General features: G+C 67.1%; 22 protein-coding genes. 15 read left to right on the top strand and 7 right to left on the bottom strand.

What is annotated here, in order from left to right; genetic code table 11:
- Nucleotides 1-147: 147 nt before the first annotated feature.
- Nucleotides 148-531 carry a VOC family protein gene (locus tag ASD75_RS02265; RefSeq protein WP_056056657.1) on the top strand — a complete coding sequence of 128 codons (384 nt, stop codon included), beginning with the start codon at nt 148-150 and terminating at the stop codon, nt 529-531.
- On the opposite strand, the gene ASD75_RS02260 is transcribed toward ASD75_RS02265, so the two are convergent.
- From ASD75_RS02260 to ASD75_RS02245, 4 genes are all read right to left on the bottom strand, one after another.
- Entirely contained in the window at nt 532-1,143 is a 612-nt protein-coding gene (locus tag ASD75_RS02260; RefSeq protein ID WP_056742758.1) for a hypothetical protein, read from the bottom strand.
- A 25-nt stretch (nt 1,144-1,168) separates the two neighbouring features.
- Complete coding sequence (locus ASD75_RS02255) at nt 1,169-1,990, bottom strand: thioredoxin family protein (protein WP_082564854.1); 822 nt, start codon at nt 1,988-1,990, stop codon at nt 1,169-1,171.
- A gap of 184 nt (nt 1,991-2,174) precedes the next feature.
- Nucleotides 2,175-2,867 (bottom strand): PQQ-binding-like beta-propeller repeat protein, encoded by a 693-nt coding sequence (locus ASD75_RS02250; protein ID WP_082564853.1) that lies wholly within the window; start codon nt 2,865-2,867, stop codon nt 2,175-2,177.
- 44 nt (nt 2,868-2,911) lie between these two features.
- The gene (locus ASD75_RS02245; RefSeq protein ID WP_056742755.1) at nt 2,912-4,168 is read right to left on the bottom strand and encodes a hypothetical protein; all 1,257 of its coding nucleotides are present in this window, start codon (nt 4,166-4,168) and stop codon (nt 2,912-2,914) included.
- A gap of 123 nt (nt 4,169-4,291) precedes the next feature.
- Here ASD75_RS02245 and ASD75_RS02240 point away from each other — a divergent pair, with 123 nt between their 5' ends.
- From ASD75_RS02240 to ASD75_RS02215, 6 genes are all read left to right on the top strand, one after another.
- Entirely contained in the window at nt 4,292-4,912 is a 621-nt protein-coding gene (locus ASD75_RS02240) for a trans-aconitate 2-methyltransferase (RefSeq protein ID WP_192419261.1), read from the top strand.
- A gap of 29 nt (nt 4,913-4,941) precedes the next feature.
- Complete coding sequence (locus ASD75_RS02235) at nt 4,942-5,703, top strand: tRNA-uridine aminocarboxypropyltransferase (protein ID WP_056743206.1); 762 nt, start codon at nt 4,942-4,944, stop codon at nt 5,701-5,703.
- Nucleotides 5,704-5,764: 61 nt separating this feature from the next.
- Complete coding sequence (locus ASD75_RS02230; protein WP_056742748.1) at nt 5,765-6,643, top strand: PA4780 family RIO1-like protein kinase; 879 nt, start codon at nt 5,765-5,767, stop codon at nt 6,641-6,643.
- 63 nt (nt 6,644-6,706) lie between these two features.
- A complete protein-coding gene (locus tag ASD75_RS02225) occupies nt 6,707-7,207 on the top strand; it encodes a GNAT family N-acetyltransferase (protein WP_082564852.1) in 501 nt (166 codons plus the stop codon).
- A gap of 156 nt (nt 7,208-7,363) precedes the next feature.
- Complete coding sequence (locus ASD75_RS02220) at nt 7,364-7,615, top strand: hypothetical protein (RefSeq protein ID WP_056056666.1); 252 nt, start codon at nt 7,364-7,366, stop codon at nt 7,613-7,615.
- A gap of 210 nt (nt 7,616-7,825) precedes the next feature.
- Nucleotides 7,826-8,398, top strand: coding sequence for a hypothetical protein (locus ASD75_RS02215; protein WP_056742747.1), 573 nt, complete (start codon nt 7,826-7,828; stop codon nt 8,396-8,398).
- 13 nt (nt 8,399-8,411) lie between these two features.
- On the opposite strand, the gene uvrA is transcribed toward ASD75_RS02215, so the two are convergent.
- Complete coding sequence (gene uvrA / locus ASD75_RS02210) at nt 8,412-11,477, bottom strand: excinuclease ABC subunit UvrA (RefSeq protein WP_056742746.1); 3,066 nt, start codon at nt 11,475-11,477, stop codon at nt 8,412-8,414.
- Nucleotides 11,478-11,611: 134 nt separating this feature from the next.
- On the opposite strand from uvrA, the gene cysC reads away from it, so the two are divergent.
- The 5 genes from cysC to ASD75_RS02185 all read left to right on the top strand — a co-directional run bounded on the left by cysC (nt 11,612) and on the right by ASD75_RS02185 (nt 16,038).
- A complete protein-coding gene (cysC, locus tag ASD75_RS02205) occupies nt 11,612-12,208 on the top strand; it encodes an adenylyl-sulfate kinase (protein WP_056743202.1) in 597 nt (198 codons plus the stop codon).
- Between the two features lie 194 nt (nt 12,209-12,402).
- A complete protein-coding gene (locus ASD75_RS02200) occupies nt 12,403-13,581 on the top strand; it encodes an MFS transporter (RefSeq protein ID WP_056742744.1) in 1,179 nt (392 codons plus the stop codon).
- Nucleotides 13,582-13,707: 126 nt separating this feature from the next.
- Nucleotides 13,708-14,262, top strand: coding sequence for a single-stranded DNA-binding protein (gene ssb / locus ASD75_RS02195; RefSeq protein ID WP_056056677.1), 555 nt, complete (start codon nt 13,708-13,710; stop codon nt 14,260-14,262).
- A gap of 175 nt (nt 14,263-14,437) precedes the next feature.
- Nucleotides 14,438-15,220 carry a hypothetical protein gene (locus ASD75_RS02190; protein WP_235511518.1) on the top strand — a complete coding sequence of 261 codons (783 nt, stop codon included), beginning with the start codon at nt 14,438-14,440 and terminating at the stop codon, nt 15,218-15,220.
- A gap of 104 nt (nt 15,221-15,324) precedes the next feature.
- Nucleotides 15,325-16,038, top strand: coding sequence for a Bax inhibitor-1 family protein (locus ASD75_RS02185; protein WP_056056682.1), 714 nt, complete (start codon nt 15,325-15,327; stop codon nt 16,036-16,038).
- A 136-nt stretch (nt 16,039-16,174) separates the two neighbouring features.
- Here ASD75_RS02185 and mnmA read toward each other — a convergent pair whose 3' ends face one another.
- Together mnmA and ASD75_RS02175 are read right to left on the bottom strand one after the other, a co-directional pair.
- A complete protein-coding gene (mnmA, locus tag ASD75_RS02180) occupies nt 16,175-17,344 on the bottom strand; it encodes a tRNA 2-thiouridine(34) synthase MnmA (RefSeq protein WP_056742740.1) in 1,170 nt (389 codons plus the stop codon).
- Nucleotides 17,341-18,282 (bottom strand): LysR family transcriptional regulator, encoded by a 942-nt coding sequence (locus tag ASD75_RS02175; RefSeq protein WP_056742734.1) that lies wholly within the window; start codon nt 18,280-18,282, stop codon nt 17,341-17,343. Before ASD75_RS02175 ends, mnmA begins: the two co-directional genes overlap by 4 nt.
- A 190-nt stretch (nt 18,283-18,472) precedes the next feature.
- Here ASD75_RS02175 and ASD75_RS23995 point away from each other — a divergent pair, with 190 nt between their 5' ends.
- The 3 genes from ASD75_RS23995 (at nt 18,473) to ASD75_RS02160 (ending at nt 21,800) form a co-directional block, all read left to right on the top strand.
- A complete protein-coding gene (locus ASD75_RS23995) occupies nt 18,473-19,564 on the top strand; it encodes a 4-oxalomesaconate tautomerase (RefSeq protein WP_056742731.1) in 1,092 nt (363 codons plus the stop codon).
- Between the two features lie 78 nt (nt 19,565-19,642).
- Nucleotides 19,643-20,641 carry a tripartite tricarboxylate transporter substrate binding protein gene (locus ASD75_RS23990; RefSeq protein ID WP_056742729.1) on the top strand — a complete coding sequence of 333 codons (999 nt, stop codon included), beginning with the start codon at nt 19,643-19,645 and terminating at the stop codon, nt 20,639-20,641.
- A 94-nt stretch (nt 20,642-20,735) separates the two neighbouring features.
- Nucleotides 20,736-21,800: a porin gene (locus ASD75_RS02160; protein WP_192419277.1), complete on the top strand. Its 1,065-nt coding sequence runs from the start codon at nt 20,736-20,738 to the stop codon at nt 21,798-21,800.
- Nucleotides 21,801-21,912 lie beyond the last annotated feature (112 nt).

Genomic DNA, 21,912 nt, shown 5'->3' with positions numbered 1-21,912 from the left:
GCGGCACGGCCCGCCCAATGCCCCCGCCCCTGAGTGCCGCACAGGGGCTTGTGGCCCGCGCCGGTGATGGCGATAGCCACCCGCTAACATGCCAACGCCAACCGTTGGCCACAACCCGCCCCCTGAGGGGCCTACAGGAGACGATGAATGTTCAGTCATGTGATGGTCGGTGTGAACGACCTGGAGCGGTCCAAGAAGTTTTATGACGCGCTGCTGGGGGCGCTGGGCGTACCGCCCGGTGTGGCCAACAAGAACCGCTACTTCTATCGCGGCCCCACTGGTACCTTTGGCATCACCACCCCCATCAACGGCGAGCCCGCCACCTTTGCCAATGGCGGCACCATCGGTTTTGCCATGCAGTCGCCCGAGCAGGCCGATGCCTTCCACGCCGCCGGTGTAGCGAACGGTGGCATCACCTGCGAAGACCCACCCGGCTGGCGCGAAGGCCCCGGCGGCAAGCTGTACCTGGCGTACCTGCGCGACCCGGACGGCAACAAGATCTGCGCCCTGCACCGCCCGGCCAAGGCCTGATCAACGGGCAGGCCCCCCGCTGCAACCCCGGTAGCGTTGCAGCCAGCGCTGGGCGCCCTGCACACCGTGGCAGGCCGCAGCGGCCATGGCCCCGGTGACGGCCAGCATGGCCAGTGTGTGAACCCCCAGCGCGGCCAGCGCGAACAGCAAGGGGGTGGAGAGCCGGTCGCCCCCAGAGGCCACCCCACCTGCAGCGACATCGCCCCCGCACAGCGGCGCCAGCGCAGGCACCAGCGCCAGCCCGGCACCGTGCACCGTGGCCACCCCAAAGGACCAGATTGCCATGCCCACGGGCCCGGCCGGCTTGCGCAGGCGATGCCACGCCGCCCCCGTCAGACGCACGCGAGCGACTATCACCACCCCGCCCAGGCCGCCCGCCACCGCCAGCAGGGCAGGTGGCGACAACGACAGCCCCCACCCCACCGCAGCCGCCGTCAGTGCCACGGCGGCCAGGTGCCCGACGGCCATGGGCAGCAGTGCGCGCAGCGGCATGCTGTGGTCACGCGCACAGAGGCTCCAGATGGTGGCCAGCCCCCAGCCCGTGAGGGGGTTGAGCCCGTGCAGTGCCCCCATGGCCGCAGCGGCCAGCCAGGGCCAGAGGGTGGCGTCCATGGTCGCGGTCTCAACCGTGTGTGGTTCAGCCCCGTGTGGAGCAGCACCCGCCCGGCGCCGTGTGGGCCGGTGAAGGCTGTGGCGCCTGTGCAGCTGGTGCCGCCGCAGACCCAGCCGCTGGCAGGGAAGGTGCATACCGGTCGTGGTGGCGCACCCAGTCCATGGGGTAGGCTGGGTTGGTCTCGTGGCGGCCTTGGGGCGCGAGGTCCAGCAGCTGGTAGGTGCCCATCATGGCCTCCACGCCGCGCCCGAAGGTGGAGTAGGCGTGGAACACCTCGCCCGCGTCACTGCGCACAAACACGCTGATGCCCGGCGCCTCATCGGCGGGGAACGGCTGCATGCCGTAGTTGTAGAACACCTCGCCGTGGCCGCGTGCGCGCTGCTCGGGCGTGAAGCTCACGGCAAAGTCGTGGTTGAAGTCGCTGCCGTGCGACGACGCCCAGCGAAACTGCCAGCCCATGCGCTGGCGAAAGCGCTCGATCTCGGCCAGCGGCGCGCGCGAGACGGCGAGCACCGACACGTCGCGGTGCTGCAGGTGCAGCTCCATGCCGCCCATGTGGTCGGCCATGAAGGAGCAGCTGGGGCAGCCCTGCTCCCACCCCGGGCCAAACATGAAGTGCTGCACCAGCAGCTGGCTGCGGCCATCGAACAGGTCGGCCAAGGCGCGCGGACCCTGCAGCGTGTCCAGCATGTAGCGCTTGTCCACGCGGGTCCAGGGCAGTGCGCGGCGCTGCGCGGCGACCTCGTCATGCAGGCGGGTCAGGGCCTTTTCGCGGGCCAGCAGCGCGTGGCGCTGGGCCAGCCATTCGTCGGCAGAAACCACGGGGTGGGAAGTGGGTGCGTTCATGGGGGTGCTCCTGGTGGGTGGTGGATGACGTTGCGGGACGGAGAATTGCGTGGGGAGGGAGGCGCTGGCAGCCGCACCTGTCCCCGGCCCGCGACATCGCGTGATGCGCGCAGGGCCTGTGGTGGCAAGGGGTGGTGGGTGCGGCGGGGCGCCGCGTCGCTCAAGGGCTTAAGGTGTCAGGGGCTCAGGGGCGGGCCGCCTTGGGTCGGCGCACAGCGCGGACTTTGCCGCTGCCGCCGCCCCCGCAGTAGAAGAGGTCGGCACCGTCCGATTCGAGGCCGCTCACGCCCACGCCTGGAGGCATGTCGAGCTGCTGCAGCACGGCGCCGGTGGCGGGGTCGATGTGGCGCAGCGTGCTCTCGTCACCCTCCCAGGTGCCGTGCCACATCTCGCCGTCCACCCAGGTCACGCCGGTCACAAAGCGGTCGGACTCGATGGTGCGCCGGATGGCGCCGGTGGCGGGGTCGATCTGGTGGATCTTGCGGTCGCGGTACTGGCCCACCCACAGGCTGCCCTCGGCCCAGGTGAGGCCCGAGTCGTTGCCGTTGCCGGGTGCAGGAATGGAGGCCACCACCCGGCCGGTGGCGGGGTCGATCTTGTCGATGCGCGCCTCGGTGATCTGGTACAGGTGCCTGCCGTCAAACGCAGTGCCTGCATCGCTGGCCACCACCAGCGTGCGCTGGGTCTCGCCCGTGGCGGCATCGAAGGCCACCAGGTGCGCCCCCGTGGCCGCCCAGACATACTGGCCGTCATGGGTGACGCCGTGCACGCTGTCCGCGCCCGCAAAGGGGCCGTATTCGCGCACGATCTCGGCGGGTTGGGAAGGGTGGTGGCGGAGGGTGGCGGGTGTCGGGTCGCTGTGGGTGCATGCGGTCATGGTTGGCTCCTGTGGGGTAGCCCGGTGGGGGCTTGGCGTCCACTTTATGCAATCGGCAGCGCAGCAGGGAGTAACAATATCGTCGTGAATCCGGACAGCGGCGGCGCCAGCCAGCGCTGCGCACGCGCGCGGCCGATGGAGCGCACACGGCCTTGTGCTTCCAGCTCGGCCAACGCGCGCTGCACGGTGCGCTGGCTGGCATCCGTGGCCAACGCGAGCGCCGAGGTAGACCAGGCCGCACCGTCCGACAGCAGAGCCAGCAGCGCCGCCTGCTCGCCATCGATGGGCGGCGCCAGCACCACCACGGGCCGTGCGTCCAAGGGCTGCAGCGCAAAGCCGCGCGCTGTGGCCTCGATACGCGCCAGTGGCCGCAGAAGCGCGCGCAGGCGCCCCACCTCCACCCGCAGCCGCGCACGGTGGGTGTCGTCCGGGTGGCGGGTGCGAAAGACCTGCGCAATCAACGCCTCGCGCTCGGCATCGCCGGGCCAGGCTTGCGCCAGCGCACACACCAGCGTGAACAGGATGGGCCGGCGTGCCAGCAGTTGCCACACGCCGGCGCCTGTGATGGGGGGGCCACCGCCCACCCCCACGCAGCGCCGACATGCATCCACCACCAGCGCGCCCGATGCCAGCAGGTCTGCCACATCGGAAAGGCGCAGCGGCTGGTCCACCCCCGCCCCCACGCGCCGCGCTGCGGGTTGATCCAGCACGGCGCGCGCCTGCGCCACCTCAGCCAGCAGGGCCGGTACATGGGCTTGCTCAGCGGCCCCCTGCGCAAGGTCCAGCGCCGCGCTGGCGGAGGCGATGTGCAGCGAGCGCAGCGCCAGCTCGGCCAGGGTCAGGTCGGCCATGGCCCGCAGGGCGGGGGGCAGGTCGCCCGCTGTGGGGGCGGTCGCCATAGCGTCCATGGCCGCTGCGGCTTCGTCCAGGCGGCCCATGCGCAGCAGCCGCCGCGCCGCAATCAGCCGCGCCTGTGTGGCGTTGGCGGTGTCGCCGTGGGCTTGCAGCGTGTCGGCTGCCTCCAGCAGCGGACGGGGTGACCCGCCCAGGTCGCGCATGGCCAACGCCACCTCGGCCTCGGCCACCACGCAGCGGGCGCGCGCCTGGGCTTCGTGGGTGCCAAAGGCGCGCGCAGCCTGCCGCAGCAGGTCGCGCGCACGGGAGTGTTCGCCCAGCTGCGCCATGGCAATGCCGCGCAAGGCCAGGGCGGGTGGGTCGTCGCGCAGGGCCACGCGCTTGAGGGCGCCCAGCGGGTCCCCGGCGGCCAGTGCGCGGGCGGATGCGGAGATCAGCGAATCCATGGCCGCAGACTACACCGCCAAGGGCCCACACTCCCGTGGGCGATACTCGCCGCCTCGAACAGCCACCTCGAATCGCCATCGTGCGGCTGCCCCGCAGGCGGTTCGGGGCAAAAGGAAGCAGCAGTGAAACCAGTGACCGGCAGCGCAGACGCGGCCATTTTTGACGAGGCGTACTACCAGCGCTTTTACTTCGACAAGAAGACCAGCGTGGTGGACCCGGCGCACACCGAGCGCCTGGGCGCGTTTGTGTGCAGCTACCTGCAGTACCTGCGCGTGCCCGTGCGGCGGGTGCTGGATGTGGGCTGCGGCATTGGCCTGTGGCGCGATGTGATCGCACGGCATTTTCCGCAGGCGCAGTTCCACGGCGTGGAGTTCAGCGAATACCTGTGCCAGCGGTTTGGTTGGGAGCGCGGCTCGGTGGTGGACTACAAGGCCCGCACGCCGTATGACCTGGTGATCTGCCAGGGCGTGCTGCCCTACCTGAGCGAGGCGGACGTGCAAAAGGCCATGCGCAACCTGGCGCGCCTGAGCCGGGGCGCCCTGTATGTGGAGGCCGTCGCGCGCGAGGACTGGGAGCAGGATGTGGTGGACGAGCAAGTGACCGACCCGCGCATGTTCCGTCACCCCGCACAGCTGTACCGCCGCACGCTGGGCGAGGGCTTTACCGAGCTGGGTGGTGGCGTGTGGCTGAGCCCGCTGGCAGAGCTGCCGCTGTTTGCGCTGGAACGTGCGGGCGGCCGGTGACACAGCCCGCAGCCCCCTCGGCGACCGACGTGGCCACCACCGATACGCCGTCCGTCACACCACCTGTCCCACCGCATGCGGTGGCACGCCTGCGCGCCGAGCGCCTGGCCCGCAGTGCCAAGCCCTTTCTGGCCCGGGGCGGCCCCAAGGGCGAACGCTGTGCGGGCTGCCGCCTGGTACCCAGCCACTGCATCTGCGCGCTGCGGCCCGTGCTGCCCACGCGCGCAGGCATGTGCCTGCTGATGGCGGACATCGAGCCCCTCAAGCCCAGCAACACCGGCTGGCTGATCGCCGATGTGGTGGCCGACACCTATGCGTTTGGCTGGGCGCGCACCGAGGTAAACCCCGACCTGCTGGCGCTGCTGGCCGACCCGCAGTGGCAGCCGTATGTGGTGTTCCCTGGCGAGTTCGTGGCGCCCGAGCGCGTTGTCACGCAGGTGGCCACGGCCGAGGGCAAACGCCCGCTGTTCGTGCTGCTCGACGCCACCTGGCCCGAGGCGCGCAAGATGTTCCGCAAGAGCCCCTACCTCAACCACCTGCCCGTGCTGAGCCTGCAGCCCGAGCAGCTCTCGCGCTACCACCTGCGCCGATCCACCCGCATGGACCACTTCTGCACCTCCGAGGTCGGCGCGCTGTGCCTGGAGCTGGCGGGCGAGCTGCAGGTCGCACAGGCGCTGGAGGCATACCTGGACGTGTTCACCCACCACTACCTGCAGGCCAAGCACCAGTTGCCGGTGGCTGCGGACGATGCCACGCACCTGCGGCTGCGCGGTGTGTGCAGCACGGGCTGAGCAAAACGCACTTTGGCACAAGGTCCGCCGGGGGATTGCGCGACACGGGCAAAATGCACCGATGAAAGCTCCCCCCCGCCTGCAGTCCCTCATCGAGGAAGGCCTGATCGACACCGTGGTCCGGCAGCTCATGAGCGGCAAGGAGGCCATGGTCTACGTGGTGCGCTGCGGTGACGAAACCCGCTGCGCCAAGATCTACAAAGAAGCGAACAACCGCAGCTTTCGCCAAGCCGTGGATTACACCGAGAACCGCAAGGTCAAGAACTCGCGCTCGGCCCGTGCCATGGCCAAGGGCAGCAAATTTGGCCGGCAAGAGCAAGAGGCCGCCTGGCAAAGCGCCGAGGTCGATGCGCTCTATCGCCTGGCCGCCGCCGGCGTGCGTGTGCCGCAGCCCTACAACTTTCACGACGGCGTGTTGCTGATGGAGCTGGTGACCGACGCCCACGGCGATGCGGCCCCGCGCCTGAACGATGTGAGCTTCACTCCCGAAGACGCGCGCACCCACCACGCCACGCTGGTGGCCGAGGTGGTGCGCATGCTGTGTGCGGGCGTGGTGCATGGGGACTTGTCGGAGTTCAACATCCTGCTGGCCCACCTGCCTGGCACAGAAGGTGAAGAGGCGGGCCACGACGGCCCCGTCATCATCGACCTGCCCCAGGCCGTGGACGCTGCGGGCAACAACCACGCCCAGCGCATGCTGCTGCGCGACGTGGCCAACCTGCGCGACTTCTTCGGCCAGTTTGCCCCCGAGCTGCGCACCACCCAATACGGCCCCGAAATCTGGAGCCTGTACCAGAGCGGGCTGCTGAGCAATGAGACGCCGCTCACCGGCATCTATGCGCCGACGCATGCCGATGTGGACATGCAGGCCGTGCTGCGCGAGATTGACGACGCGCGCGACGAAGATGCAGCGCGCAGGCTGCGCATGGCGGCGGGCTGACGCCGTCTCCACCACGCAGGGCTGTGGCACCATCGCGGCCTTTTTCAGTGTCGCTTGCCCGCCATGCCGTTCATCCCCATCCGCAACTTCTGCCCCGGCGACGAACCTGCATTGCGCGCCGTTTTCCATGCCTCGGTGCATGGGTTGGCTTGCAAGAACTACACCGCCGAACAACTCGCCGCCTGGGCTCCACTGCACCATGACGCCCCACAGTGGGCAGAGCGCATGCGTGCCAACCAGCCCTTCATCGCGCAAGCGCAGAGCAGTGGCGCCATCGCCGGGTTTGCCGACCTGCAGGCCAACGGCTATATCGACATGTTCTTCGTGGCCCCGGCGTTCGCACGACAGGGTGTGGCCCGGGCGCTGATGGCGCACATTCACGCGCAAGCGGCGCAGCGCGGCATCACCCAGTTGCACGCGCATGTCAGCCTGACCGCTGAGCCCTTTTTTGCCGCCCAGGGCTTCGTGGTGGAAGCGCGCCAGCAGGTGGAGCGTGCGGGCGTGGTGCTGCACAACGCGCGCATGGCCAAGGCCTTGGCAGCCCGCCTGAGGGATCAGTCCTGATTTGATAGCTGGTTGCGCTTATCAATCAAACGCCAGAGGCCAATTTGGCTTGAAATGAAACCACAGTGCTGTGCCCCTGCACCTGCAGGTGCCTTACAGTAGCCGCCCCGCACACACAAACCCACCCACATACCAGCCCACGACGGCTGCCACCCCATGACCAAAGACCTGGCCCGACAGAACGAACTCAAACCCATGGCCCTGTGCGAGCCCTGCCAGGGCATCCAGCGCAACTGGCGCAAGGCGCCGGGCCATGCCGAGCTGGTGCAGCGCGGCAACCGCAAGGAAGACCGTGAGGACGGCACCGTCACCATCACCCGCTATGTGTGCGACCGCTGCGGCACCGCGTGGGAGTACGAGAATGACAAGAACAACCAGCGGGCGGGCTGGTCGGTCGTGGGGCGCTGAGCGCGGCGCTGGTCGCACCGGTGGCGGCCGAGCCCCGCTACCGCCATCCCGCAGCCCACGCGTAAATGCACCTATTTTGATAGCGCCCAAGGCATATAGCACTAGCGCTATCGCCCCAAAATCCACAAACTTCTGGTAACAACGCCTGCAGCAAGCCTTGGGCACCTTTTTGCTACCGCGGTGTCACAACGGTTTTGACGGAAAGCACCCATGCTGCATCGCCGACGATTCCTGACCCACGCCACCCGGGGCCTCGCTCTGGGCGGCGCGGTGCTGCTGGTGGCGCGGGGCGCGCTGGCACAGCCCAGCTACACCGTGCCCCTGGCCCAACTGCAGGCCATGGTGGACCCCAAGTTTCCGCGCAACGTGCCGGTACAAGGCCTGTTCAACCTGAGCGTGCAGGCGCCCCACCTGCGCCTGCTGCCCGAAGTGAACCGGCTGGGCGCAGCCATGGCGCTGGATGTGGCCGGCGCGGCGCTGCGGCGCAGCCACCAGGGCAGCCTGGAGGTGGAGTTTGCGCTGCGCTACGAGGCCAGCGACCGCACGCTGCGCGCCCACCAGATCCAGCTGGGGCGCATGGAGTTTCCCAGCCTGCGCCCGGCGGTGACCGAGCTGCTCAATGCCTACGGCCCGCTGCTGGCCGAACAGTCGCTGCGCGAAGTCACACTGCACCAACTGCGCCCGCAAGACACGGCGGTGTTTGACGGCCTGGGCCTGCAGCCAGGGCCCATCACCGTGACGGCCAAGGGGCTGACGGTGGCGTTTGTGAGCAAGACGCCCTGAGGGGCAACAGGGCTCAGGCGGGCGATTTTTTCAAGTAAGGCGCCAGATACCGCCCCGTATGGCTGGCCGGGTTGGCCGCCAGCTCCTCGGGCGTGCCCACGCCCACCACGGTGCCACCGCCCGCACCGCCCTCGGGGCCCATGTCGATGAGCCAGTCGGCGGTTTTGATCACGTCGAGGTTGTGCTCGATGATGACGATGGTGTTGCCCGCGTCGCGCAGTTGGTGCAGCACCTTGAGCAGCAGGTCAATGTCGGCAAAGTGCAGGCCGGTGGTGGGCTCGTCCAGGATGTAGAGCGTGCGGCCGGTATCGCGCTTGCTCAGCTCCTGCGCCAGCTTCACGCGCTGCGCCTCGCCGCCCGACAGCGTGGTCGCCGCCTGGCCCAGGCGGATATAGGAGAGGCCCACATCCAGCAGCGTATGCAGCTTGCGTGCGATGGTGGGCACGTCCTTGAAGTAGGCCGCAGCGTCCTCCACCGTCAGCTCCAGGATCTGCGCGATGTTCTTGCCCTTCCACAGCACCTCCAGCGTCTCGCGGTTGTAGCGCTGGCCATGGCAGATGTCGCAGGGCACGTACACGTCGGGCAAGAAGTGCATCTCCACCTTCACCACGCCATCGCCCTGGCAGGCCTCGCAGCGGCCGCCACCCGATGACTGCGACACGTTGAAGCTGAAGCGCCCCGGGCCGTAGCCGCGTTCCTTGGCGGTGTTGGTCTCGGCCATCAGCTCGCGGATGGGCGTGAACAGGCCCGTGTAAGTCGCAGGGTTGCTGCGCGGCGTGCGGCCAATGGGGCTCTGGTCCACATTGATGACCTTGTCGAAATACTCGATGCCCACGATCTCTTCGTGCTCGGCCGGCTCTTCGTGCGCACGGTGCACCTGCCGCGCCACGGCGGCATAGAGCGTGTCGTTGACCAAGGTGCTTTTGCCCGAGCCCGACACGCCCGTCACGCAGGTGAGCAGCCCCACCGGGAAGTCCACCGTCACCCCCTTGAGGTTGTTGCCCGTGGCACCCACCACGCGCAGCGCCTGCACGGCGCCCTGGCGCGCATGGTGCTCGGCCATGCGCTCGGCGCGGCGCTTGCTGGCTTCGGTCTGCGGAAAGCGCGACTTGGTCTTGGCCTCCACCACGGGCGCGGGCTGGTCCAGCACCGGCAACCAGGGCGTGCGGCGCTGGGGCACGGCAATGGTGCGCGTGCCCGACAGGTACTGGCCCGTGAGCGACTGGGCATTGGCGCGCACTTCGTCGTACGTGCCCTGCGCCATCACCCGCCCGCCATGCACGCCCGCACCGGGGCCCATGTCGATCACATGGTCGGCGGCGCGCATCATGTCTTCGTCGTGCTCGACCACGATCACGCTATTGCCGATGTCGCGCAGGTGCTGCAGCGTGGCGATCAGCCGGTCGTTGTCGCGCTGGTGCAGGCCAATGCTGGGCTCGTCGAGCACATACATCACACCCGTCAGGCCCGATCCAATTTGGGAGGCCAGGCGAATGCGCTGCGCCTCTCCACCGCTGAGCGTTTCAGCGCTGCGGTCCAGGCTCAAATAGCTCAGGCCCACGTCGTTCAAAAACTGCAGGCGCGTGGCGATCTCGCGCACCACCTTGTCAGCAATCTCGGCCTTGGCACCGGTAAGCTGCAGGGCCTTGAACCAGGCATGGGCGTCGCTCAGCGTGGCGTGGCTCACTTCGTAGATGGCACGGGCCTGTGTGCCTTCGCCCACCTTCACATGGCAGGCCTCGCGGCGCAGGCGCACGCCGTGGCATTCGGGGCAGGGCTGGGTGCTGCGAAAGCGTGCCAGGTCTTCGCGCACCACCACCGAATCCGTCTCGCGGTAGCGGCGCGCCATGTTGGGGATGATGCCTTCAAACGGGTGCTTTTTGGTGTGCACCTTGCCCTTGGAGGCCCCGCTGTCCATGATGTAGCTGAAGGCGATTTCTTCATCGCCCGAGCCGTGCAGGATGGCGTGCTGCACCGGCGCGGGCAGTGACTCAAACGGCGCCTCGATATCGAAGGTGTAGTGCCGCGCCAGGCTCTCCAGCATCGCAAAGTAGTAGCCATTGCGCCGGTCCCAGCCCTTGATGGCCCCGCTGGCCAGGCTGAGGGACGGGAAGGCCACCACACGCGCCGGGTCGAACACCTCGCGCTGGCCAATGCCGTCGCACGCCGGGCAGGCGCCCATCGGCGAGTTGAACGAGAACAGGCGCGGCTCCAGCTCGGCCAGCGAGTAGCTGCACACCGGACACGCAAACTTGCTGCTGAACAGGTGCTCCTGGCCCGTGTCCATCTCCAGCGCCAGCACGCGGCCATTGCCCTCGTTGCCGCCCACGCGCAGGGCCGCCTCAATGCTCTCGGCCAGGCGCTGCTGCAGGTCAGCGCGCACCTTCACCCGGTCGATCACCACGTCAATGTCGTGCTTCTCGGTCTTCTTGAGCGGCGGCAGGTTCTCGTGCTCGTAGATCTGCCCATCGACCCGAAAGCGGATGTAGCCCAGCGCCTGCATCTGCGCAAACAGCTCGGTGAACTCGCCCTTTTTCTCGCGTGCCACGGGGGCCATCACCATGAGTTTGGTGTCCTCGGGCAAGGCCAGCACGGCGTCCACCATCTGGCTCACCGTCTGCGCGGCCAGCGGCAGACCGTGGTCAGGGCAGAACGGCGTGCCTGCACGGGCATACAGCAGGCGCAGGTAGTCGTGGATCTCGGTCACCGTGCCCACAGTGGAGCGCGGGTTGTGGCTGGTCGCCTTCTGCTCAATGCTGATGGCGGGCGACAGGCCTTCGATCAGGTCGACATCGGGCTTGTCCAGCCGCCCCAGAAACTGCCGCGCATAGGCCGACAGGCTCTCCACATACCGCCGCTGCCCTTCGGCATACAGCGTGTCGAACGCCAGGCTCGACTTGCCCGAGCCCGACAGCCCCGTGATCACCACCAGCTGGTTGCGCGGAATGTCCAGGTCAATGTTCTTGAGGTTGTGCGTGCGCGCCCCCCGGATGCTGATGCGCTGCTCGCGCAGGGCGCGGGCGAGGTAGAGGCCGCTGTCGGCGGCTTGGGCATCAATGGGGGAGTGAGAGTCTGTCACGGAATGAAGTAAACAGCAGGGAAACCGACCATGATAGGTCAACCCCTGCAGCTTCGCTCACCAAAGCCTGCGTGAAACCGTCTGTGCCGCCACCCCATTACCATTACATGCCCAGTATCTTCGCCAGCGCCAAAATGCCCCATCAGACCAGCCCCCACACCCCTCATCTCCATTCACAGGTGCTCACAGTGAGTCGCGCGGAACGGGAGCAACTAGGCGGTCATGCAGGCCGGGTCGTGTGGCTCACCGGACTATCGGGTGCCGGAAAATCGACCATCGCGAATGCGCTGGAGCTAGAACTCCATCACCAGGGCAAGCGCACCTACATCCTTGACGGAGACAATATCCGTCAAGGGTTGAATCAGGATCTGGGGTTCTCCGACGCCGACCGGGCAGAGAATATCCGGCGCATTGCTCATGTAGCCCGCCTGTTTGTCGAAGCTGGCGTGATTGTGGTGGTGGCGTTTATTTCACCCTTCCGCGCTGAGCGCGAGACCGCCCGGGCTTTGTTTTCGCCAGGGGACTTTCTTGAGATATTCGTGGACGTACCCTTGGCTGTTGCCGAGGAGCGCGATCCAAAGGGCCTGTACCGCAAAGCGCGGGCGGGGCAACTTCGCCAGTTCACGGGTATTGATTCGCCCTATGAGCCTCCGCTGGCGCCAGAGCTTGTGCTGGCAACAGCGCAGATCACGCCGCAGGAATGTGTGCAAAAAATCTGCCGTCTGCTGTGACTATTTGAGTTGACAACGCCTGTCCGCCCAGCCTTGGCGAGATGGCTTGGTGCCCAGGCCGCATCCAGGTTTCTGCGCCATGGGCGAAAATCCCTGCTTTATCCGCCCTACAGGGCACCACCGTGCCGGAATCTCCTTCTTCATTACGGGGCGCTGCCCTGCCCCCCTTGTCGTCACCTTCATTTGGCACCGCAATGACCGCGCTGGAGCGTCGCTCCAGCGTAAGCCTGGCCCTCATTTTTGCGCTACGCATGCTGGGCCTGTTCCTGGTGCTGCCCGTGTTTGCCCTGGAGGCACGCAAGTACCCCGGTGGCGACGACCCTGCACTGGTGGGTCTGGCCATGGGTATCTACGGCCTGACGCAGGCAGTCCTGCAGCTGCCGCTGGGCATCGCGTCTGACCGCTTCGGGCGCAAGCGGGTGATCGTGCTCGGTCTGCTCGTCTTCGCAGGCGGCAGTCTGATGGCTGCGCTGGCGGATTCTCTGACCGGACTGCTGCTGGGCCGGGCGCTGCAGGGTGCAGGGGCTGTGTCGGCAGCCGTGACCGCGCTGCTGGCCGACCAAACACGCGACAGCGTGCGCACCAAGGCGATGGCGCTGGTGGGCGGCAGCATCGGGCTGATGTTTGCCGTGGCGCTGGTGGCGGCACCGATGTTGGCTGCCCATATCGGCCTGGCGGGGCTGTTTGGCCTGACCTGTGCGCTGGCCCTGGCCGGTGTGGCCGTGGTGGTGTGGTGGGTGCCGCCCGAGCCTGCGCTGCATCGGAACGCCCCCCGGGGCCGCCTGGCCGATGTGTGGGGACACCCTGACCTGCTGCGCCTGAACCTCGGCGTGTTTGTGCTGCACACCGTACAGCTGTCCATGTGGGTGGCCGTGCCCGCGATGCTGGTACAGGCAGGACTCACCAAAGACCACCACTGGCAGGTGTACCTGCCCGCCGTGGTGCTGTCGTTTGCCGCCATGGGCGGGCTGTTTGCGCTGGAGCGTGCGGGCCGACTGCGCGCAGCCCTGCTCGGAGCCATTGCCCTGGTGCTGGTGGTGCAGGCGGGGCTGGGCCTGCTGGCGGCCAGCGGTGTGCCTGCCACGCTGTGGGTGCTGGGGCCTTTGCTGTTCGTCTTTTTCTGCGGATTCAATGCGCTGGAGGCCAGCCAGCCCAGTCTGGTGTCGCGCATGGCGCCAGCCCAGCTGCGCGGCGCCGCGCTGGGCAGCTACAACACCCTGCAGTCTCTGGGCCTGTTTGCGGGCGGTGCGATGGGTGGCGCGCTGGTGAAATGGGCTGGGGCTCCAGGTCTGTTCGCCGTGACCACGGCGCTCACGGCTCTGTGGCTGGTGCTGACCTGGCCGCTGCGGCCCGTGGGGCGTGGCGGGCACTGAACCGCCAAGCCGTGCCACGCCGTCAGGGCTTCCATTGCCCCCCGGTTGCGGCACAATGGAGCGTTTGGCGCCTGGAATCTCTCTCCAAATCCGGCGCTTTTATCCCTTAAAGGCAAAGACAGCACCATGGCATCCGTAAACAAAGTCATCATCGTCGGCAACCTGGGCCGCGACCCTGAAATGCGCACCTTCCCCAGTGGCGATCAGGTGGCCAACGTGACGATTGCCACCACCGACAAGTGGAAAGACAAGCAGTCTGGCGAAATGAAGGAAGCCACCGAGTGGCACCGCGTGGTCTTCAACGGCCGCCTGGCCGAAATCGCCGGCCAGTACCTGCGCAAAGGCTCGCAGGTGTATGTAGAAGGCAGCCTGCGTACCCGCAAGTGGACCGACCAGAGCGGCGTTGAAAAGTACAGCACCGAAATCCGCGCCGACCAGATGCAGATGCTGGGCAGCCGCCAGGGCATGGGCGGTGGCGGACAGGGCGGCGGACAGCAAGGCGGTGGATACGACGACGGTTACGGTGGCGACCAGGGTGGCTACGACCAGGCCCCGCGCCGTGCAGCGCCAGCGCCGCGCCCCATGGCCGCCCCCGCTCAGCGCCCTGCACCCGCTCCCGTGGCACAGGCACCGCGCGCGGCCTCCGGATTTGACGACATGGACGACGACATTCCGTTCTGACAGCTTCTGGCACCGGACTTAGTCCCCAGCCCGCACCCGCAAGGTGCGGGCTTTTTTTCGTCTGTGCGCAAGGCATGCCCAACCCCACGGAAAACGTCGCCTGTGGGCGTCAAAACGTAGCAACTCGCAACAGGAGGTGCTGGAGCCCGCCCGACTCACAAGCGCCAGCGCGGCCATGGAGCGATGGCTTTTACAACGGCGCTCACGGGCGCCGCTTCTCAGTTTTGTCCAGTTCGGCACCACCGCAACAAACCAACAATTCCTTACATTCGATACGGAAATATCAAAGATCATCGCGGTCTGGCTCGCCAAAGAGGTGCAAAACCCGGCGGCCAGCAGTTACCAAAATCAATATTCCAAACTGAAAAGAGAGAGGGTTGTGATGCCGGGGTTCGTCCGAAAGATTTTGATATTTGTCACTGGCTACGCGTGGCTCCTGCTGCTGGCGGGCCCGGGGCTCATCGGGCTGTCGGTGTACAGCGGCTGGAAGGCGGAAGATGGCCACGCCTACGTGGCGCGCGAAAGCCTGCAGACCGTGTCCGGTACCGTGACGCAGGCCTCTGAAGTCACCGTCAAGCGCAAGCGTCGTACGACCAAGAAGTATTACGAAATCACGGTCCAGCCCGACACCGCTGGTGCCGAGGCGCGCAAGCTGCGCATCGACCACAGCACGCCGCAGCAGCTGGTGAGCAATCTGATCGACGAAAAAGTCACCGCCTTGGTCGATGGCAGCGACAGCGACCTGGTCTATGAAGTATCGGCAGACGGCGCGACCGTCATCAGCTACGACACCACCAAACAGCGGCTGCAGGCCGAAGCCGCCTCTTCCGCGCAGTCCTTCAGCGGCGCAGGCACCTGGATCTTTGCCATTTTGCTCACGCTGGTGGGAGCGGCAGGCGTGTGGTCCAACCGCAAGCTGCGCGCCGCCGACGAAGCACACCAGCTGGCCGCCGCCTGACGGCCATACCCCATAAAAAGCGAGAGGGAGGGAGGGGCAGCGCCCGGGGCGCGCTCCTCCCATCGTTTGCGCCAACCTGCGCGCTCACTACGGAGGACCACACCATGAACCCCAACGCACTTTCGCCACAAACCCCTGCGGGCGCTCCGATGGAGCGGCGCGATTTCATCGTCTCTACCTACAAGCACCTGGGCGTGGCCATTCTGGCCTTTGTCGTGCTGTCGGCGGTACTGATGGTGAGCGGACTTTCCACCGCCGCGGCCAAGATGCTCATGGCCAGCGGTAGCAAATTCCTGTGGCTGGGGGTCATGGGCGCTTTCATGCTCGTGGGCTGGCTGGCATCGCACCTGGCCGACAACTCGGACAACCCTCAGACACAGCTGATGGGCCTGGGCCTCTACGTGCTGGCGGAAGGGCTCATCTTTGCCCCGATGTTCGGCATTGCCCAGCTTTTGGTGCCCGGCGCCATCGGCGCTGCCGCCTTCATCACGCTGCTGCTGGTGGCGGCGCTCACCTGGACGGCGTTCAGCAGCAAGACCGACTTTTCGTTCCTGGGCGGCATCCTGAAGGTGGCGGGCCTGGTGGCACTGGGCACCATCATCGCGGGCGCCATCTTCGGCTTCAAGCTGGGCATCTGGTTCTCAGGGCTCATGGTGCTGTTTGCGGGCGCCTGCGTGCTGTACGACACCTCGCGCATCATCCACGACTACCCTGCAGACCGCCCCGCCGGCGCAGCGCTGCACCTGTTCGCATCGATTGCGCTCATGCTCTGGTACGTGCTGCGCATCCTGATCAGCCTGGCCACGAACGACGACTGACACGCCGGGGCACCGCCCCACAAAAAAGCCGGAGCGGTCACCGCCTCGGCTTTTTTGCTTTTGGAGAATGGATTTCGAGAGAAATCAGGCGCAAGCGCTAGTTCTTATTGCGCTGACAGCTATCAATTTTGAAGTATCAGCGGGCCATGGCCGGCTGCACCGCTGGCGCATTGCCGGTGGATTGCGGCAGCCCTTCCACGGCAGCAATCACGCCACCGCCCAGGCAGACATCACCGTCGTACAGCACCGCGCTCTGCCCGGGCGTCACGGCCCACTGGGCGTCCGGGAACTGCAGCGCAAAGCCATCGGGCACGGTCTCCAGCGCGCACGCTGCGTCCTGCTGGCGGTAGCGCGTCTTGGCGGCATAGGCGCCGGGCGCCGGGGCCTGGCCAGCGCACCAGCTCACGTCCTGCACCACCAGGCGGTGCGACAACAGCCAGGGGTGGTCGTGACCTTGCACCACCCGCAGCGTGTTTTTCTCCAGGTCCTTGCGGGCCACGAACCAGGGCTCGTGCGCGCCGCCACCGCGCTGGGCGCCTTTTTCCTTCACGCCCCCAATGCCCAGGCCCTGGCGCTGGCCCAGCGTGTAGAAACTCAGGCCCACATGCTGGCCCAGCTTGCGTCCCCGGTCGTCCAGAATGGGCCCGGGCGCATGGCTGATGTAGCGGTTCAGAAACTCGCGGAAGGGCCGCTCACCAATGAAGCAGATACCGGTGGAATCCTTCTTCTTGGCGTTCGGCAGGCCGATCTCCTCGGCAATGCGGCGCACTTCGGTCTTGTGCAGCTCACCCACGGGGAACAATGTCTTGGACAGCTGCGCCTGGTTCAGGCGGTGCAGAAAGTAGCTCTGGTCCTTGCTCGGGTCCAGGCCCTTGAGCAATTCATGCAGGCCCGTGGCCAGGTTGTGCCGCACGCGGGCATAGTGGCCGGTGGCGATCTTCTCCGCACCCAGGCGCATCGCGTGGTCCAGGAAGGCCTTGAACTTGATCTCGGCGTTGCACAGCACATCGGGGTTGGGTGTGCGGCCGGCCTGGTACTCGCGCAGGAACTCGGCAAACACCCGGTCCTTGTAGTCGGCCGCGAAGTTCACATGCTCGATCTCGATGCCGATCACATCGGCCACAGCGGCGGCGTCCACGAAGTCGATGTTGGACGAGCAGTACTCGCTGTCGTCATCGTCTTCCCAGTTTTTCATGAAGATGCCGACCACCTCATGGCCCTGCTTTTTGAGCAGGTAGGCGGTCACGGCCGAGTCCACGCCGCCGGAAAGGCCGACGACAACGCGCTGTTTGGTAGGGGAAGTCATTGCCCCCATTGTATTTTTGATGCCGCCGGAGCACTGCGCGGGCGCGCAGAACGCGTAGCCACGAGCAGGTCATACAGCTGCTGCGCGGCAGGCGACAGGGTTTTGCCCCGGCGCTTGATCAGCCCCATCTGCCGCGTGACGATGGGCTCCACCAGCGGAATACTGACCAGCGTAGGGTGGTCCTTGCCCGGCATGGCCAGGCTGGGCACGGCCGCCACGCCCAGGCCCGCCTCCACCAGGCCGAGCAGCGTGGTCACGTGCTTGGCCTCGTACAGGCACTGGGGCCGGTCAGGCACGTTGGCCAGCGCCAGGTCCATCAGCAGGCGGTTGCCCGACGTCTTGCCCACCGACATGAAGTCGTGTTGCCCGAGCTCGGCCCAGCTCACCTTCTTGCGCCGCGCCAGCACATGGTCGCGCCGGCAGGCGGCCACAAAACGCTCAGCCAGCACGGGCTTGAACTCGATCTCGGCTTCCTGGCTGCCGATGAAGTTCAGGCCGAAGTCCGCATCGCCCTGCGCCACGGCCACCAGCACCTCGTTGGCGCTGGCGTCGTGCACCTTGACGCGGATCTTCGGAAACCGCTCGTGGTAGCGCTTGACCACCTGCGGCAGGAAGTAATACACGGCCGATGGCACGCAGGCAATCGTGACCTCGCCCATGCGCCGCGCGGCCACATCGCCCAGGCCCATGAGCATGCCGTCCAGGTCGTCCAGCCACACGCGGGTCTTGCGCGCAAAGTCGCGCCCCACGGCTGTGAGCGTGACACGGCGCGTGGTGCGGTCGAGCAGACGCACACCCAGGGCTTCTTCGAGCTTGTCGATGCGACGGCTGAACGCAGGCTGCGACAGGTGGATGGCCTCGGCGGCCGCACGAAAGCTCTGCAGCTCGGCCACGGCCGCAAAGGCCTGGATGTCGGCAAGGTCGAATTTGTTGTTCATCGCGGCGTCCTTCCAGTGCGCTTCGGGGTGTTTTCAGCGTTGCAAGCCGTGCATCAAACGATCGGAACATTGCAATTCACGGCCGTGATTGGAGCATGTACAAGCCGCGTTAGCCTATTGCACAGCATGCATCAATCGTTGCCAACAATGCAATTCACAGATCATCGAAGGCGTCGCACCATGCCGACCCATGAGCACCAACATTCCTTGCGTTCTGATGCGTGGCGGCACTTCCCGGGGGCCGTTCTTCCTGGCCGACTGGCTGCCGCGCGACCCCGAAGCCCGCGACCGCACGCTGATTGCGGCCCTGGGATCGCCCCATGAGCTGCAGATCGACGGCCTGGGCGGCGGCAACTCGCTGACCAGCAAGGTCGCCATCGTCTCGCGCTCCACGCAGCCCGACTGCGATGTGGACTACCTGTTTGCCCAGGTCAGCGTGCAGGAGGCCCGCGTGGACACACGCCCCAACTGCGGCAACATGCTGGCCGGTGTGGGGCCCTTTGCCATCGAGCAGGGGCTGGTCCCAGCAGACCGCGAAGGCCAGACCACCACCGTGCGGGTCTACAACGTCAACACCCGCTCCCGCATCGACGTGCAGGTGTGCACGGCGGGCGGCCAGGTGCACTACGACGGCGATGTGCGCATCGACGGCGTGCAGGGCACGGCAGCCCCCGTGCTGATGAACTTCCTGGACGCCTGGGGCGCCGTCACCGGGCAGATCTTTCCCACCGGCCAGCGCATCGACACCATCCAGGGCCTGCAGGTCACCTGCATCGACGCGGCGCAGGTAATGGTGCTATTGCGCGCCGCCGACCTGGGCCTGCGCGGCGACGAGACACCTTCCGAGCTGGACGCCAACACCGCCTTGCTCACCCGCATCGAGGCCCTGCGCCTCGAAGCAGGCCAGCGCATGGGCATGGGCGATGTGACACACAGCGTGCTGCCCAAGCCGGTGATCGTGTCACCGGGCGCGCAACCGGGCAGCGTGGTGTCGCGCTACTTCACCCCCCACCAGTGCCACCGCTCGCATGCGGTGACGGGCGCAATTGGCGTGGCGGCGGCCTCGGTACTGCCGGGCACCGTGGCCACCGACGAACGGCATGCACCCGCCGCCGGGCTGCGCCGCGTGGAAGTGCAACACCCGGCAGGCCGCATCCAGGTGGAGGTGGAGCTCAGCGCGGTGGATGGCCAGTTCAAGCTGGTGCAGGCCGCGCTGGTACGCACCGCCCGAAAGATTCTGGAAGGCACGCTGTTTGTGCCCGAAAGCGCCCCCGCGCACTGAGCGCTCTTCAGGGCACCGCTTGCGCAGCGCCCTCCCAACGATTTCGACGATTCCAACCATTACGACAGGAGACAAACCATGCCCCGTTCCATTCACTCCAACACGCGCCGCACGGCGCTGGCCACGGCTGCGCTGGCGCTTGCGTCCAGCGCCTTCTGGGCCGCAGGCACCGCCCATGCGGCCTATCCCGACAAGCCCATCACGCTGGTCGTGCCCACCGCCGCCGGGGGCGGCAACGACGGCATGGCGCGCGTGGTGGCCATCAAGCTCTCCACCCTGCTGGGCCAGCAGGTCATCGTGGAGAACAAGGCGGGGGCCAATGGCGCCATTGCGGCCGAATACGTGGCCCGTGCGGCACCCGATGGGCACACCATCTTGTTTGGCTACATCGGCACCCACGGCATGAGCCCCGCGCTGCAAAAGCTGCGCTACGACCCCATCACGCAGTTCGAGCCCATCGGCATGGTGAGCTACTCGCCCACGCTGATGGTGGTGAATCCCAAGGTGCCGGCCAAGACGGTGAGCGAACTGGTGGCGCTGAGCAAGGCCAAGCCCCACGACTTCAACTACGCATCGGCCGGCAACGGCACAGCCCCACATTTCTCGGCGGAAATCTTCAAGCTCGAAAGTGGCGCCCAGATGGCCCATGTGCCCTACCGGGGCGCAGCCCCCGCCATGAACGACACCATGGCCGGGCAGACGCAGGTGATGTTTCCCAGCCTGTTCTCGGCCTACCCGCACGTGAAGGGCGGCAAGCTGCGCGCCCTGGCGCTGGCCGGGCCCAAGCGCTCGTCGCTGCTGCCCGATGTGCCCACGCTGGAGGAGGCTGGCATCAAGGGTGTGGAGATCACCCAGTGGTACGCCTTGTTCGCACCCGGCAAGACGCCCCGCCCGGTGATCGACCTGCTCAACAAGACCTTGAACACCGCACTGGCCGACAAGGACGTGGTGCGCCGCATCGAGGAGCAAGGCGCGGTGGTGGACACCAGCACGCCCGAGCAACTGGCCCTGACGGTGAAGCAGGAACTCGCCAAGTGGAAGGGTGTGGTGGTCAAGGCCCAGCTCACACCCGATTGAGCCCCTGCGAAGAAGGCTCTGGGAAATAGAGGGAGAGGGGCGCCACCACCCCTCAGCGGCACACATGCCCGCATTTCAACAAGAGGAGACAACCATGAAAACGAAGATGGCAGCGGCCTGCGCTGCATTGGTCGGCCACTGCGCGATGGCACAAGGCACTGATGTGACGCTATACGGCGTGGTGGACCTGGGCCTGCGCAACGGCAGCGGCCTCACCGCATCCAACGCGCCCACGGCCGGCTCCAGTCGCAGCCTGGGCAGTGGCATCCACACCACCAGCCGATGGGGCCTGAGGGGCAGTGAAGACCTGGGCGGCGGCGCCAAGGCGCTGTTCAACCTGGAGAGCGGCCTCAACGCCGACTCGGGTGCCCCGGCCAACGCCACCAAATACTTCGACCGCGCATCCTGGGTGGGCCTGCAGGGCGGCTGGGGCACGCTGGCCCTGGGCCGCCAGACCACGACGCTGGCCGACGCCATCTCGCCCGTGGACCCGCTGGCCATGCGCTTTGCCAGCTTCAACCCCAACATCGGCGTGACGGCGCTGAGCCAGCATGGCCTGGGCATCGAGTACGGCAGCGCAGGCGCCAACTCGGGCTCGTACCGGCTGGACAATTCACTGAAGTACACGGGCCGCTTCGGCGGCTTCACGGCGCGTGCCATGTGGGGCGTTGGCGAGGTCGCATCGCAGGCCTCGGCCCTGTCGTCACGCGGCGTGGGCCTGGCCTGGGCTGCGGATGGCTTCGTGGTATCCGGCGCCTACCAGAGCTTCAACGACACCAACAAACGCGCACTGGACGCCACCACGCTGGGCGCCGCGTACCAGTGGGGCAACGTGCGCTTGGCCGCCAATGCCGGCCGCAACAAGGCCGAAACGGCGGCAGGCCGCTTCACTGTGCAGCGCGTGTTGTCCGCCGGTGGCACCTGGGCGGCCACCCCGTGGGTGGACCTCACAGCGGCCTACTACAAGGTGGACCGCTCGCGCACCGGCGCCGCCGACGACGGCTACGGCCGCCTGGTGGCGTTTGCCGAATACAAGCTCTCGCGCCGCACCAAGGTGTATGCCGAGCTGGACAACACCCGCTGGCGCAACGGCTTCCAGGGTGTGGCGAACAAGGCCACGGCCACCGGCATCTCGGCCGGTGTGGTGCACACGTTCTGAGCCCTGTAGGCCGATACGGCGGGCGCTGGGCACAGGTCTCTTGGAGGCTTATGCCCCAAAGCCCCCGGTGGCGCGGCGCACACCCGCCGCAGGGGGCCGGAAGGGAGACTCT

The sequence above is a fragment of the Acidovorax sp. Root568 genome (assembly GCF_001427445.1).
GTDB lineage: Bacteria > Pseudomonadota > Gammaproteobacteria > Burkholderiales > Burkholderiaceae_C > Acidovorax > Acidovorax delafieldii.
Note: the sequence above shows the minus strand (reverse complement) of the source record. Positions and strands in the feature narration are given on the sequence as shown.

What these genes read in the sequence shown, in the direction of transcription:
- ASD75_RS02265 (WP_056056657.1), top strand. Translation starts at nt 148, where the DNA reads ATGTTCAGTCATGTGATGGTCGGTGTGAACGACCTGGAGCGGTCCAAG.
- ASD75_RS02260 (WP_056742758.1), bottom strand. Translation starts at nt 1,143, where the DNA reads ATGGACGCCACCCTCTGGCCCTGGCTGGCCGCTGCGGCCATGGGGGCA.
- ASD75_RS02255 (WP_082564854.1), bottom strand. Translation starts at nt 1,990, where the DNA reads ATGAACGCACCCACTTCCCACCCCGTGGTTTCTGCCGACGAATGGCTG.
- ASD75_RS02250 (WP_082564853.1), bottom strand. Translation starts at nt 2,867, where the DNA reads ATGACCGCATGCACCCACAGCGACCCGACACCCGCCACCCTCCGCCAC.
- ASD75_RS02245 (WP_056742755.1), bottom strand. Translation starts at nt 4,168, where the DNA reads ATGGATTCGCTGATCTCCGCATCCGCCCGCGCACTGGCCGCCGGGGAC.
- ASD75_RS02230 (WP_056742748.1), top strand. Translation starts at nt 5,765, where the DNA reads ATGAAAGCTCCCCCCCGCCTGCAGTCCCTCATCGAGGAAGGCCTGATC.
- ASD75_RS02225 (WP_082564852.1), top strand. Translation starts at nt 6,707, where the DNA reads ATGCCGTTCATCCCCATCCGCAACTTCTGCCCCGGCGACGAACCTGCA.
- ASD75_RS02220 (WP_056056666.1), top strand. Translation starts at nt 7,364, where the DNA reads ATGACCAAAGACCTGGCCCGACAGAACGAACTCAAACCCATGGCCCTG.
- ASD75_RS02215 (WP_056742747.1), top strand. Translation starts at nt 7,826, where the DNA reads ATGCTGCATCGCCGACGATTCCTGACCCACGCCACCCGGGGCCTCGCT.
- cysC (WP_056743202.1), top strand. Translation starts at nt 11,612, where the DNA reads ATGCCCCATCAGACCAGCCCCCACACCCCTCATCTCCATTCACAGGTG.
- ASD75_RS02200 (WP_056742744.1), top strand. Translation starts at nt 12,403, where the DNA reads ATGACCGCGCTGGAGCGTCGCTCCAGCGTAAGCCTGGCCCTCATTTTT.
- ssb (WP_056056677.1), top strand. Translation starts at nt 13,708, where the DNA reads ATGGCATCCGTAAACAAAGTCATCATCGTCGGCAACCTGGGCCGCGAC.
- ASD75_RS02190 (WP_235511518.1), top strand. Translation starts at nt 14,438, where the DNA reads ATGGAGCGATGGCTTTTACAACGGCGCTCACGGGCGCCGCTTCTCAGT.
- ASD75_RS02185 (WP_056056682.1), top strand. Translation starts at nt 15,325, where the DNA reads ATGAACCCCAACGCACTTTCGCCACAAACCCCTGCGGGCGCTCCGATG.
- mnmA (WP_056742740.1), bottom strand. Translation starts at nt 17,344, where the DNA reads ATGACTTCCCCTACCAAACAGCGCGTTGTCGTCGGCCTTTCCGGCGGC.
- ASD75_RS02175 (WP_056742734.1), bottom strand. Translation starts at nt 18,282, where the DNA reads ATGAACAACAAATTCGACCTTGCCGACATCCAGGCCTTTGCGGCCGTG.
- ASD75_RS23995 (WP_056742731.1), top strand. Translation starts at nt 18,473, where the DNA reads ATGAGCACCAACATTCCTTGCGTTCTGATGCGTGGCGGCACTTCCCGG.
- ASD75_RS23990 (WP_056742729.1), top strand. Translation starts at nt 19,643, where the DNA reads ATGCCCCGTTCCATTCACTCCAACACGCGCCGCACGGCGCTGGCCACG.
- ASD75_RS02160 (WP_192419277.1), top strand. Translation starts at nt 20,736, where the DNA reads ATGAAAACGAAGATGGCAGCGGCCTGCGCTGCATTGGTCGGCCACTGC.